11 protein-coding genes are annotated in these 13260 nt (G+C 61.3%); 5 read left to right on the top strand and 6 right to left on the bottom strand.

Annotated features, from left to right (window positions below; all coding sequences use genetic code 11):
- Window positions 1–248: 248 nt before the first annotated feature.
- Both F2P45_RS25290 and F2P45_RS25285 read right to left on the bottom strand, forming a co-directional pair.
- Window positions 249–1424: a zinc-dependent alcohol dehydrogenase gene (locus tag F2P45_RS25290; protein ID WP_166880978.1), complete on the bottom strand. Its 1176-nt coding sequence runs from the start codon at window positions 1422–1424 to the stop codon at window positions 249–251.
- Window positions 1421–2518, bottom strand: a complete 1098-nt coding sequence (locus F2P45_RS25285; RefSeq protein WP_166880977.1) for an SRPBCC family protein — start codon at window positions 2516–2518, stop codon at window positions 1421–1423. The genes F2P45_RS25290 and F2P45_RS25285 overlap by 4 nt, the downstream gene beginning before the upstream one ends.
- 753 nt (window positions 2519–3271) lie before the next feature.
- Between F2P45_RS25285 and F2P45_RS25280 the strand changes: the two genes are divergently transcribed.
- From F2P45_RS25280 to prsR, 5 genes are all read left to right on the top strand, one after another.
- On the top strand, window positions 3272–4564 hold the full coding sequence (locus tag F2P45_RS25280; RefSeq protein WP_166880976.1) for a nucleotide sugar dehydrogenase: 1293 nt from the start codon (window positions 3272–3274) through the stop codon (window positions 4562–4564).
- Window positions 4565–4606: 42 nt separating this feature from the next.
- Window positions 4607–5668 carry an SDR family oxidoreductase gene (locus tag F2P45_RS25275; RefSeq protein ID WP_166880975.1) on the top strand — a complete coding sequence of 354 codons (1062 nt, stop codon included), beginning with the start codon at window positions 4607–4609 and terminating at the stop codon, window positions 5666–5668.
- A gap of 67 nt (window positions 5669–5735) precedes the next feature.
- A complete protein-coding gene (locus tag F2P45_RS25270; protein WP_166880974.1) occupies window positions 5736–7142 on the top strand; it encodes a TIGR03013 family XrtA/PEP-CTERM system glycosyltransferase in 1407 nt (468 codons plus the stop codon).
- Window positions 7143–7269: 127 nt separating this feature from the next.
- Window positions 7270–9324 (top strand): XrtA/PEP-CTERM system histidine kinase PrsK, encoded by a 2055-nt coding sequence (gene prsK / locus F2P45_RS25265; protein ID WP_229505291.1) that lies wholly within the window; start codon window positions 7270–7272, stop codon window positions 9322–9324.
- Between the two features lie 16 nt (window positions 9325–9340).
- Window positions 9341–10714, top strand: a complete 1374-nt coding sequence (prsR, locus tag F2P45_RS25260; RefSeq protein ID WP_166880972.1) for a PEP-CTERM-box response regulator transcription factor — start codon at window positions 9341–9343, stop codon at window positions 10712–10714.
- 16 nt (window positions 10715–10730) lie between these two features.
- Here the strand turns inward: prsR and F2P45_RS25255 are convergent, their stop codons facing one another.
- The 4 genes from F2P45_RS25255 to F2P45_RS25240 form a co-directional block, all read right to left on the bottom strand.
- Window positions 10731–11009: a hypothetical protein gene (locus F2P45_RS25255; RefSeq protein ID WP_166880971.1), complete on the bottom strand. Its 279-nt coding sequence runs from the start codon at window positions 11007–11009 to the stop codon at window positions 10731–10733.
- Between the two features lie 225 nt (window positions 11010–11234).
- On the bottom strand, window positions 11235–11645 hold the full coding sequence (locus F2P45_RS25250) for a hypothetical protein (protein WP_229505290.1): 411 nt from the start codon (window positions 11643–11645) through the stop codon (window positions 11235–11237).
- On the bottom strand, window positions 11642–12163 hold the full coding sequence (locus F2P45_RS25245; protein ID WP_166880970.1) for a T6SS effector amidase Tae4 family protein: 522 nt from the start codon (window positions 12161–12163) through the stop codon (window positions 11642–11644). The genes F2P45_RS25250 and F2P45_RS25245 overlap by 4 nt, the downstream gene beginning before the upstream one ends.
- Before the next feature lie 484 nt (window positions 12164–12647).
- Window positions 12648–13112 carry a hypothetical protein gene (locus F2P45_RS25240; protein WP_166880969.1) on the bottom strand — a complete coding sequence of 155 codons (465 nt, stop codon included), beginning with the start codon at window positions 13110–13112 and terminating at the stop codon, window positions 12648–12650.
- Window positions 13113–13260: the final 148 nt, after the last annotated feature.

The following is a 13260-nucleotide window of genomic DNA, read 5'->3' as shown; positions in this document are numbered from 1 at the left end:
CCTGCGATGCTCACCGTACCTTCGTACGGCTGCGCTTCTCGGACGCAACTTGCGCCGCTCGCGACGGTTTTCGAGGCCCCCTCAACCCGCCTTTGCAGCGTCATCCATTTTGGCTAACGCACTGCAAGTTCGAATGAGGCGCAGTATAGGTACCCAGGTTTCAAAAAAGTAAACGCTGCCTCCAGTAGCGTTATTTAATACCCGCCGTAAAGAAACATGCTACCGTCGTCCACTTGCGCAGGTAGCACTCAATGCTTGGGATGCATGACGACCTTGATGCAGCGGTCCTGCTTGTGCTTGAACATCTCGTAGGCCCGCGGGGCGTCGTCCAGGTCGAGGTGATGGGTGATGATGCAAGCCGGATCGATGTCGCCGTTCATGATGCGTTCGAGCAGGGGCTGCATGTAGCGCTGCACATGGCACTGTCCGGCGCGGATGGTCAGTCCCCGGTTCATCACCGCCCCGAAGGATATCTTGTCGCTGAAGCCGCCGTATACGCCGGCGATCGACACCACGCCGGCATTGCGGCAACTGAACAGCGCCTCGCGCAAGGCGGTGGGCCGGTCCGATTCGAGCCGCATGGCCTGCTTGACCCGGTCGTAGGCATAGCCCGCGCCGGCGCCGTGCGCTTCCATGCCGACGGCGTCGATGCAGGCGTCCGGGCCGCGCCCGCCGGTCATCTCGCGCAGGGCGTCGATGATGTCGACCTCGTCGAAATTGAGCACCTCGGCATGCGAGACATCGCGCGCCATGTCGAGCCGGTCCTGATAATGGTCGATGGCGATCACCCGTTCGGCCCCGAGCAGAAAGGCGCTCTGGATCGCGAACTGCCCGACCGGCCCGCAGCCCCACACCGCCACCACGGCGCCGGGCACGATGTCGCAGGCGTCGGCCGCCATGAAGCCGGTGGGCAGTACATCGGACAGGAACAGCACCTTGTCGTCGGGGAGTTCCGGCGGCACGACCAGCGGCCCCACGTCGGCATACGGCACCCGCGCGTACTCGGCCTGGCCGCCGGCGTAGCCGCCCGTCAGGTGCGAATAGCCGAAGATGCCGGCCGTGGCATGGCCCCACATTTTTTCGGCCAGCCAGGCATTCGGGTTGGAGTTCTCGCACACCGAAAACAGTTTCTGCTCGCAGAAAAAGCACTGGCCGCACGCGATGGGAAACGGCACCACCACCCGGTCGCCCACCTTGAGGCGCTTGACCCCGGAGCCGATCTCGACAATCTCACCCATGAACTCGTGGCCGAGGATGTCGCCCTGCATCATGCTCGGCACCACGCCGTTGTACAGGTGCAGGTCGGAGCCGCAGATTGCGGTGGAGCTGATTTTGACGATCGCGTCGCCGGGATTGATGATGGCCGGGTCGGGCACCTGTTCGACCCGCACATCGCGCGCTCCGTGCCAGCAGGTGGCTTTCATTGGTCTGCTCCTTTGTGAAACAGGGTCGACAGCAGGCTGCGCGCACCGCTCGGCTGGCCGCGCGTGGTGGGGATTTCGCCGGTCTCGATCAGTTGCTTGAAGCGGCGCAGGTCGTCGCGCATCTGGATCGACGGCTCCTCGCCGAACAAGCGGGCGACGATGGCGCCGGCGCGTCCGGCCGGCGGGAGGTAGCTCATCCGCACCTGCAGGACCGTGGCGCGGCCGCCGTTGGCGGGGATGAAATGCACGGTGCCGGCGTTCTCGACATCCGCCCCCGGCACCGAACGCCAGCCCAGCAACTGGCCGGGATGGTCGTCGGTGATCTCGGCATCCCACTCGACGCGGCTGCCGGCCGGCCCGCGCGCGCGCCAGTGCGAACGGCGCTCGTCGATGACGCTGACCGATTCCAGATGCCGCATGAAGCTGGGCAGGCGCGCAAGGTCGCGCCAGAAGCGGTAGCAGGCGTCGGGCGGGCGGTTGATGCTGACCGAGTGCTGTATGTGCTGGCTACTTTGCCGGCCATCTTGCCGCCCCATTTGCCGACCCATTTGCCGGCCATCCTGCCGCCCGCCCCGAGGCCGCTCCAGCGCGACACGCGAGGGCGCCAGGCGCGGCGGATTGGCGGCGCGCAGGTCGAGCGCGCCGACCGTGGCCAGCGCCAGCGCGGTCGACGCCAGCCGGCGCCGGTTGGCGTACGGATGGGTGGCGGCCAGGCCGACAAGGGCCAGGTCCATGGCGTCGCCCGCCACGCGCGACCAGCGCCACAACTGGTCGCCGGGCCGGTTCAGCAGCCCGACCCCGCTGACCAGTTCGCGCATGCCCACGGCGCGCAGCACGGTGGGCCAGGGCGGCATGCCGGCCGCGCGCGCCATGAAGCGCGGCGCCACCACGCTGGCGGCGCCGAGGCCGATGCTGATCCAGCCCAGAACGATGCCGAGCCGCTGTTCGCGCGCGGCGCGCCCTGCCCCGCCCGGCTGCGCGGGCACGGACCGGGGTGCCGCGGCGTCGTTATCATCCGGGCCAGGCGAGGCATCGGGGTATTGCCAGAAACCGGGGCGGCCCTGGCGCCGGCTGGTATCGGTCGTGCTTTCCATGACATCTCCTGTAGGAAGGGACCTCGAAAAACCTACTGCGCGGCGTCATTTTTTCAAGGTCCCTTGTACACAACATGGCGTCGCCGAACAGGCGCGCCGTACTGCTTGCGATCGGGTTGGAAGTTAGGCCGCGGCGGGCGCCGCATGTTCCCGGATTCTTTTCATATTCAAGCTGGTGGCGACGCACTTTGCGCACGCGCAAACTTAGCTTGGATACCCTGCTCACATAGCGGAAAAAGCCGTCAGGGCGAAAACGCAACAGTTACCAAGAATACTTATTTGGCCCGCTTGCACGTCATTACAATAAGGATTCATGGCCCGTCTTATGCGGCCTTTTCCGGGCCGCGGCGAGCCTTGCGCCGCCGCATCCGGACGCGTCCGGGTGCGCCGCTCCCGCGAACTGCCAGCCCTGTCATGGACAGCTAAAAATAACAACACGAATTTCTCTAATAGTTAGTTAAGTTGTAACGAACTTTGCTATTTCGCAAGGAAAGAGTGTATATTCCTAAGAATATAGTTCCGATCATTATTTATTGCTCGGCGACAGCTGCCGCGTGTCGGCCTGAAACGCTGCTCCGGCGTTAAGGGGGTGGCCGATAGCGTCACTTGCAAGAGAGAAAAGCGCGCGCGCCGGAGCCCGGCGTGGCACAGACGCCGCAACACCAGGGCGCACGTTTGTTTTCAAGTTGTAAATTATGCAGGCGTAATTCTGTTGCTATAATAACAAAATACGTTTTGAACAGGGAATCCGAGATGGAAGCAGCAGCAAAAGTAGTGGCCGTCGTTGGCCTCGGTTACGTCGGCCTGCCATTGGCGGTCGAATTCGGCAAGAAACGCACGACCATTGGTTTCGACCTGTCGACCAGCAAGATCGACAGCTATCAGCGTTTCATCGACCCTACGGGCGAACTGAGCAGTGAAGAGTTGCGCGCCGCGGAGCACCTGACCGTCAGCGCCGACCCGGCCGCCATCGCCGGCGCCGACTACATCGTGGTGGCTGTGCCGACCCCGGTCGACAACGCCCACAATCCCGACTTCACCCCGCTCGCGGGCGCCAGCAAGACCGTCGGCCTGCATATGAAGAAGGGCGCGATCGTCATCTTCGAGTCCACCGTGTATCCGGGCGCGACCGAGGAAGTCTGCATTCCGATCCTGGAACAGCATTCGGGCCTGAAGTGGATGGACGATTTCCACGTTGGTTTTTCGCCGGAACGCATCAATCCGGGCGACAAGGAACACACGCTCACCACCATCCTCAAAGTGGTCTCGGGCGACGACGCCGCCACCCTCGACGACGTGGCCAAGCTGTACGAATCGATCATCACCGCCGGCGTGTACCGCGCGTCGTCGGTCAAGGTGGCGGAAGCGGCAAAGGTCATCGAGAACACGCAGCGCGACTTGAATATCGCGCTGATGAACGAACTTGCGATCATTTTCGATAAAATTGGCATCGATACGCTGGAAGTGCTGAAAGCGGCCGGAACCAAGTGGAACTTCCTGCCGTTCCGCCCGGGCCTGGTGGGCGGGCATTGCATCGGCGTCGATCCGTATTACCTGACGCACAAGGCCGAAATGATCGGCTACCACCCGCAGGTGATCCTGGCCGGGCGCCGCATCAACGATGGCATGGCCAAGTTCGTGGCCGAAAAAACCGTCAAGTCGATGATCGCCGCCGGTTTCAACGTCAAGGGCGCGAAGGTGAACGTGATCGGCCTCACGTTCAAGGAAAACTGCCCGGATCTGCGTAACTCGAAGGTGGCCGATATCATCACCGAACTGGCTACCTACGGCGTGCAGGTGCACGTGCACGATCCGGTGGCCGACGCCGCCGAAGCCATGCACGAGTACGGCGTCAAGCTCGACAGCTGGGAACAGTTGCCGCAGGCTGACGCCATCATCGCGGCCGTGTCGCACAAGCAATTGCTGGCACGCCCGCTGTGCGACCTCCAGGCCAAGCTGAACAAGGGTGGCTGCTTCATGGATGTCAAATCGCTGTTCGACCAGGACGCCTTGCGCGCCGCCGGTTTTTCCGTCTGGCGCCTGTAGGGGCCGTTGGGAGGCGCCCGCTGGCGCTTCCTTGTATGCAGCATGAATAAGAAACTGGAGTCTGCCGTGGGTAAATTTATCGAGGTTCAACAGCACTTGCGCGCGCATCGCAGCCACTGGCTGGTTACGGGCGCGGCCGGTTTCATCGGGTCCAACCTGGTTGAAGCATTGCTGCGGCTCGGCCAGAAGGTCACCGGCCTCGACAACTTCGCCACCGGCCACCAGCACAACCTGGACCAGGTGCGCGAGCTGGTCGGCAGCGCGGCCTGGGACAACTTCACCTTCATCCGTGGCGACATCCGCATTCCAAGCGACTGCGCCAGGGCCGTGGCCGGCGCCGACTATGTGCTGCACGAAGCGGCGCTCGGCTCGGTGTCGCGCTCGATGGAAGACCCGATCACCACCAACGACACCAATGTCACCGGTTTCCTGAACATGCTGGTGGCCGCGCGCGACGCCAGGGTGAAACGTTTCGTGTACGCCGCCTCCAGCTCGACCTACGGCGACCATCCGGCCCTGCCCAAGGTCGAGGACGAGATCGGCAATCCGCTGTCGCCCTACGCCATCACCAAGTATGTCAACGAACTGTACGCCGAAGTGTTCGGGCGCTGCTACGGCACCCAGACCATCGGCCTGCGCTACTTTAATGTGTTCGGCCCGCGCCAGGACCCGGATGGCGCCTACGCCGCCGTGATCCCGCAATGGATTGCCGCGCTGATCAAGAACAAGCCGCTGTTCATCAATGGCGACGGCGAAACCAGCCGCGACTTCTGCTACATCGACAATGTGGTGCAGGCCAACTTGCTGGCCGCCCTGGCCGACGATCCGGAAGCCAGCAACCAGGTCTACAACGTCGCGCTCAACGAGCGCACCAGCCTGAACCAGCTGCACGCGATGATGTGCGAATTGCTGGCAGAACAGTTTCCGCACGTGCGAGAACATCAGCCGCAGTACGCGCCGTTCCGCGCCGGCGATGTGCGTCACTCGCAGGCGGATATTTCCAAAGCGATCAAATTACTCGGTTTTGCCCCCACCCACCGGATCGGCGAGGGCATGCGGCAAGCCATGGCGTGGTACATCCGGAATTTGACTTACAACAATTAAAAGCGTTGCGGCCGGGCGCCTTGATGCCCGCCACGCAACGCCACTTATCCTGTCCAGGGGTGGAAAAATGCTTCGGATTTCTAATCACTATGTCTCACGGGTTGTGTTCGTGCTGCTGTTTGTCGAGGTGCTGATCCTGATCGGTTCGGCGTACGCGGGCGCGGCGCTGCGCGTCTACGAAGACGGCAAGACCTCGCTGCCGCCGCATCTGGATAATTTCCTGATTTCGGCGATCGCCTACGCCATCGCCATCGTGTTCAGCATGAGCGCGCTCGGCATGTACCAGCTGAACCTGACCGAAGGCTTGCGCAATCCCTTCTTCCAGAAGCTGCTGCCCTCCTTCGCGATGGGCTTTTGCATCCTGACATTGCTGTTCTACGTGGTGCCGAACCTGTATTTCGGGCGCGGCATCATGCTGCTGGTGTTCATGATCGGGGCCGCCGGCATCTTTGTGGCGCGCACGATTTTCCTCAAGACATCGGAAGCGCGCAAGTTCGAGTCGCGCATCCTGTTCGTCGGCGGCGGCGCCCTGGCCAACGAATGCCGCGAACTGGCCAACCGCGACCAGGTTTACCACCGCTACGAGATCGCCGGCTTCATCGCCATGCCGTCCGAAGTGTCGCGTGTGCCGGCCTCGTCCCTGCTGGAAGTGCGCGGTGACGAATCGCTGCTGACCCTGGCGCGCCGCCATGATGTCGAAGAAATCGTGGTCTCGGTGGAAAACCGCCGCGGCGGCGCTTTCCCGATCAAGGATTTGCTCGAATGCAAACTGTACGGCGTCAAAGTGATCGACGCCGCCACCTTCTTCGAGCGCGAAACGAGCCAGATCCGGGTCGATTCACTGCAGCCGAGCTGGCTGGTGTTCGGCGGCGGCTTCGACCAGAGCTTCATCCGCATTTTCGTCAAGCGCACCTTCGACCTGGTGGTCAGCGGCACCTTGCTGCTGGTATCCCTGCCGGTGATGTTCCTGACCGCGCTGGCGATCTTCATCGAAGACCGCGCCCCGATCTTTTACCAGCAGGAACGGGTCGGCACGAATGGCCAGACCTTCAAGGTGCTCAAGTTCCGCAGCATGTACAACGACGCCGAAAAGGGCGGCAAGCCGCAGTGGGCGGCCCAGAACGATCCGCGCGTCACGCGCGTGGGCAACTTCATCCGCAAATGCCGCATCGACGAGTTGCCGCAGATCCTCAACGTGTTCAAGGGCGAGATGAGTTTCGTCGGTCCGCGCCCGGAGCGGCCGTACTTCGTCGAACAGTTGAACGAGCAGGTTCCCTACTACAACGTACGCCACAGCATCAAGCCCGGCATCACCGGCTGGGCCCAGGTCCGTTACGGTTATGGCGCATCTGTCGATGACGCGGTGCAAAAGCTCCAGTATGATCTGTATTATGTGAAAAACAACAGCCTGTTCCTCGACCTGCTGATCCTGATCGACACCCTCAAGGTGGTCATGGGCAGTCACGGGCGTTGACCGCTGCCTGCACCTTGGGTCCCCCCTTGGGGCGGGCGCCAGCGCCGGCCTCGCCCGGCGCTTCACTCCACACCGTGATCCACACCGGAAAGACAAGCGCACCGGAATGCTGAGCAACATCGCCACCATGAGCTATTCAACCGCCGCGCTCGCGTTTGCGCTGCTCGGCGTCGTCCTGCTGACGCGCTGGCGCAGCCGCCAGCATGCGTCCGTGCTGGCCTGCGCCTGCGCGCTGACCATGCTGTGGGGCGGCGCGCTGGCGGCCCAGGCCTGGGGCGTGCTGGCCCACATCTGGGCCGGCGAACTGCTGGAAGTGGCGCGCAACGGCGCCTGGACCGTGGTGCTGCTGTCGCTGCTGGGCCACTTCGAAGGCACCAGCTGGCGCCAGCTGCGCCGCACCCCGGCCCTGCCGGCCATCGCCCTGCTCTACCTGCTGGTGCTGGGCGACAAGATCATGTCCGAATTCATGCCGGCCGTGCTGGGCCAGCAAAGCGGCATCGTGGGCGTGATGGCGCGCATCGGCATGGCCGTGCTCGGCATGCTGCTGGTCGAACAGTTGTACCGCAACAAGCCGGTGCAGGAACGCTGGGCCATCAAGTTCGCCTGCCTCGGCATCGGCGGCATCTTCGTCTTCGATTTTTATCTGTACAGTAACGCCCTGCTGATGCGCCAGATCAATCCCGAAATCTGGTCCGCGCGCGGCGTGGTCAACGCCCTGACCGCGCCCCTGATCGCGGTGTCGGTGGCGCGCAGCGCGTCGTGGTCGTCGCACATCGCGGTCTCGCGCCGCCTGCTGTTCCATTCGGCGGCCCTGTTCGGCTCGGCCGCCTACCTGCTGGCCATGGGCGCGGCCGGGTATTACTTGCGCTACTTCGGCGGCCAGTGGGGCTCGCTGATGCAGATGGCCTTCCTGTTCGGCGCCCTGGTGCTACTGGCCGGCATTTTGTTCTCGGGCACCTTCCGCTCCTGGCTGAAAGTGTTCATCAGCAAGCATTTCTACAGCTACAACTACGACTACCGCGAAGAATGGCTGCGCTTTACCCGCACCCTGTCCGAAGCCGGTCCCAACCTGGGCGAGCGCACCCTGCAAGCGGTTGGCGAGCTGGTCGAAAGTTCCGGCGGCATGCTGTGGATCCGGCGCGAAGCGGGCCTGTGCGAACCGGTGGCCAACTGGCACATGCCGGAACTGGCCCCGTCCGAGCCGGACGAGTCGGCCTTCTGCCGCTTTCTGGAATCGCGCCAGTGGGTAGTCGACCTGCAGGAATTCGCCAAGGACCCGGACAAGTACGAAGGCCTGGTGCTGCCCGAGTGGATGAATAAATTTCCGCGCGGACGCCTGGTGGTGCCGCTGATGCTGCAGGGCCGCCTGTTCGGTTTCATGCTGCTGTTGCAGCCGCGCAGCGCCATTACCCTGAACTGGGAAGTGATCGACCTGCTCAAGATTGCCGGCAGCCAAGCCGCCAGCTACCTGGCCCAGCACGAAGCGGCCAGCGCCCTGATGCTGGCGCGCCAGTTCGAATCGTTCAACCGCATGTCGACTTTCGTGGTGCACGATTTGAAAAACCTGGTGTCGCAACTGGGCTTGCTGATTCCAAATGCCGAAAAACACAAGGACAACCCCGAATTCCAGCGCGACATGCTCGAAACCGTGACCCTGTCGGTGCAAAAAATGCGCCTGATGCTGCAAAAGCTCAGCCGCAGCGCATCGCAGGAGCGCCCGGCCCCGCTCTCGATCGAAAAACTGCTGGTCCAGGCGGTGGCCAACAAGGCCGCCTTCGAGCCGCGTCCGCTGCTGACGATTAGCGAAGCGCGCCTGCGCGTGGTGGCCGACTGGGAACGGCTGGAACGGGTGGTGGGCCACCTGATCCAGAACGCCATCGAAGCCACGCCCAAGGAAGGCCAGGTGGCAATCACGCTCAGCCGCGCGGACGATTCGGTTATCATCGAGATCCGCGACACCGGCGAAGGCATGAGCGAAGAATTCATCCGCGAGCGCCTGTACAAACCGTTCGAATCGACCAAATCGGCCGGCATGGGCATTGGCGCTTTCGAGAGCCGTGAATACATTCATGAGCTCGGCGGCAACCTGGCGGTCAGCAGCACGCCGCCGCAAGGCACCACGTTCAGAATCACCCTGCCGCTGTGCCAGCAGGACACTCAAACTGTCGATAAAGCCGCATGACGGCCAGAGGATCGCTGTGACCCAAAACAAAATGAAGATGCTGATCATCGAAGACGACCCCGGCCTGCAAAAGCAGCTGCGCTGGTGCTTCGATGCCTACGAAGTGGTGGTGGCGGGCGACCGCGACGCCGCGCTGGCGCAAGTGCGCCGCCACGAACCGGCGGTGGTGACCATGGACCTGGGCCTGCCGCCCGATCCGGACGGCGCCACCGAAGGGCTGGCCACCCTGCGCCAGATCCTGGCACTGGCGCCCGACACCAAAGTCATCGTCCTGACCGGGAACCAGAACCACGCGCACGCGGTCGAAGCAATTGGGCTGGGGGCCTACGACTTCCACCAGAAGCCGTTCGACCCCGAAATGCTGGGCCTGGTGGTGCAGCGCGCCTTTTATCTGCACGCCTTGCAGCAGGAAAACCGGCGCATGCGCCAGTCGCAGGTCGATTCGCCGCTGAGCGGCGTGATCAGCCGCGACGCCGGCATGCAGCGCGTGTGCCGCAATATCGAAAAAGTGGCGCCGACCTCGGCCTCCGTCATGGTGCTGGGCGAAAGCGGCACCGGCAAGGAAGTGCTGGCGCGCGCGCTGCACCAGTTGAGTCCGCGCGCCAACCAGCGCTTCATGGCGATCAACTGCGCAGCGATTCCCGAGAATCTGCTCGAAAGCGAATTGTTCGGCTACGAAAAAGGTGCGTTTACGGGCGCGGCCAAGCAAACCAAGGGCAAGGTCGAACTGGCGCACGGCGGCACCTTCTTCCTCGATGAAGTGGGCGATTTGCCGATGTCGCTACAAGCCAAACTGCTGCGCTTTTTGCAGGAGCGCGTGATCGAGCGCGTCGGCGGGCATGAAGAGATTGCGGTCGATGTGCGGATTGTATGCGCGACGCACCAGAATCTGAAGGCGCTCTCGGCCAGCGGGCGCTTCCGCGAGGATTTGTATTATCGCCTGTCGGAAATCGTGGTGACCATTCCGCCGCTGCGCGACCGGGTCGGCGACGCGGCCTTGCTGGCGCACCATTTCAAGAACAAGTTCTGCGCGCAGGAATCGCGGCCGACCTTGCATTTCAGCCAGGAAGCGATTGGCGTGATCGAAAGCTATCCGTGGCCGGGCAATGTGCGCGAGATGGAAAACTGCATCAAGCGCGCGATCATCATGGCGGACGGGCCGCAGATTACGGCGGAGGATCTGGGATTGTCAGCCTCGGCGGAACCGGAACAGCCGATCAACCTGCGCCAGGTGCGCGACGAGGCCGAGTATGCGGCCATCGTCAAGGCGCTGGCGCGGGTCGACGGGAACATCGTGCGCGCGGCGGAGTTGCTGGGGATTAGCCGGCCGACCTTGTACGACCTGATGGGCCGGCACGCGATCAAGTCGGCGACGGCGGGCGGCGCTTAAGGTCGGCTCATGGGGCTCAGGAGGCGCTGGCTGCTGACGCGGCGCCAGCCAGTTTGGCCTTGCGACCTTTTTGCCGCGACAGGGCGGTAGCGCCTTGCACCAGCCAGTACAGCGCAAGGGCCAGGGCGACCCAGGCGAACACATTGCCCGGGCTCCCGGCCAGCATGGCGGCGGAACCCAGTCCAAAGAACAGGCCGGCGCCAAGGTCCACCAGCGGGTGGGTCAGGAACAGGCTAAGCAGTTCGGAAATGGCTTTCGCTGCCAGCAGGCAGAGGAATATAGTAGACAGGGTCATTGGTGGAATGCTCGAATGATGACGATGATTCTGAAGGGTGACTGCTCAATTCTGGTTCACAGCGCCCAGGTAGCGTTGCCTGCCATTGATTGTCTCAGAAAAGCGTCGCCCTGGTGGCGCTTACCCCGTCCGCAGCGCTGCCGGCCTCCCCCCGTCAAAGGGCCAGGCGATGAACTGGCCAGACATGGCGACGGATTGGACAAGCCCCTTGGGCTCGTCCAACCCTTATTCCTGACCGTACGATGGACGAAGCGCCGCGACGGCTTTTTGAATGGCTGCCCGCACAGCTGGCCTGTCGATCATCTCGACACAGTGCAGTATAGGCAACACCTTGCCCTTTTGCGGCTCTGACTCGTCACGCATCACAGCCACCCCACTCGCTGCGTTTTCCCGTTTGACCTGCTCTGCGATCTCCCCCATGGCATCAAGATCGCCTTTCATCCGCTGCACAATCACGGACCCCCAGGCATCGCCTTGATCCTTGGTAAAAGCATCCGCTTGATAAGTCATGCAGCTCGCTATTGCATAGCCTTCGACGTCGCGCTGTACTGCAGGCCGTGGCGCGTTCGCCGTATTCACGCTGGAGGCGCAGCCGGCAAGCGCCAGCCCCCATGCGATGCAGACCATGCGCATCATGCAAGTTCCCAAAATTCGCCCTTTGACGTTTTAACGTCAGAATTAGCCGGGTTGACATAGCTTGAATAATTATCGTGGCCTGGCTCACGATAGTTCGATCCATTCCACAGAGCGATATGTCCGGTAGCACCGGTCCAATTGACGCTGAAGGCGATAATACCTTTGCGATTCTTGAACTCGTCGTCATAGGGACTCATGTTATCCACGCTTGGTTTGCCCAGGACTTTGAGCAGGTACTTTCTGAAGTCGGCCACGCCGTAGATAATTCGCGAACCGTCGCTCGTACCCAGCGTGCGCGCGTTGACTGCATTCGCCATTGCTGTGCTGATAGGAGCACCGGCTTTGTTGAAGGCCACGCTCAAGCGACTGGCACACGCATTTCCGGTAGGCCCGAAACCAAGCGAATATATGTTTTTCTCAGCGGCGCCGCCGAGCATGGTGTACAAGTCTTTCATCGTCTTATATTGAACATGGTCTGGAAACTCCAGCCATAGCCTCTGAAAATTTGGCTTGATCACAAAATACCTTTCTTTGTCACTTAATTATTCATTAAATCCCATAGAATCATTCCCATTTCGCGCCAAACTGCCTTTGCGCTGACAGCGCTGCCGCTCAAACAATATAGACATTATGCGGGGCGTTGTCAATGTGCTATTGTAGAATTATCGGCAAAATTGCGTTTGGTAGGGAAACACGATGTCACGATTAGGGAAGCGCTGATAGTACTCTTCCGGCCTTTGTAAATGCAACCAAATCAAGGCCAAAAAAGGAGAGAGGGTCAGTGCCGACAAACGAACACGAACCGGACAGTCGCGCCACGCGAATAGGAAATGGGAGACGTCAGCTGTATTTGACATGCCCTACTCTACTTAACTGCTCTGTTCGTGTGCGAATATAGGCACTGCCCCTTGCCCACCTGACCTTGCCCACCGTTCGGCGCATTATGCATCTATTTATGTCTGCAAGAATTTATGAATGGCCACCAGGCTGATCAATGTTCTATCAGGGCTTCTGAAGCAAAAAACCGCTTTCAGTGCATGACGCAGGCCTCCAATCAGCCAGAAAAATAACAATTTTTTGATCGGCATTCAGGTCGCTATTGTCAAAATCAATATTGTTAACCCATCGAATACGCACACTCTTCTGAATGACTTTGCCATCGCCATATAAAATTGCGCCACTCTGCGTATCTACTACCTCTGCAACACGACCGATCGTCAGTGCAATCACAATCATCAAGTTGCCCATAGTGGCGAAGAAAATTGCACAGGCAATTGCCAGCAGGACAAATTTTCCCTCATTCGCTCGCCCGAGTCTGTCTGCCTCCATGAGCAGATAACTGAGAGAAAAAATCAGAGCCAACCCGCCCAGCGCAAGAATGGTGTAAAGCAATGCACGCTTTTTGAACATCATTCCCGCCCAATAATCCAATGTTTTTTCTTCATCGTCTTCTATATCTTCAATCAAGTGATTTTTAGAGCATCTTCGACGTAGCCGTTCACACCCCGAGCGGAATCTTTGGCAGCGCCGGCACCGTCAGACCGTTTCTGGCTGCGGCAATGACGCTGGCAATGAAGGTCCAAGAGGAGGCCGAACGTTTTCTGCACGTCTCGAT

Origin of the sequence: Massilia mucilaginosa (assembly GCF_011682145.1) — a bacterium.
GTDB lineage: Bacteria > Pseudomonadota > Gammaproteobacteria > Burkholderiales > Burkholderiaceae_D > Telluria_A > Telluria_A mucilaginosa.
Note: the sequence above shows the minus strand (reverse complement) of the source record. Positions and strands in the feature narration are given on the sequence as shown.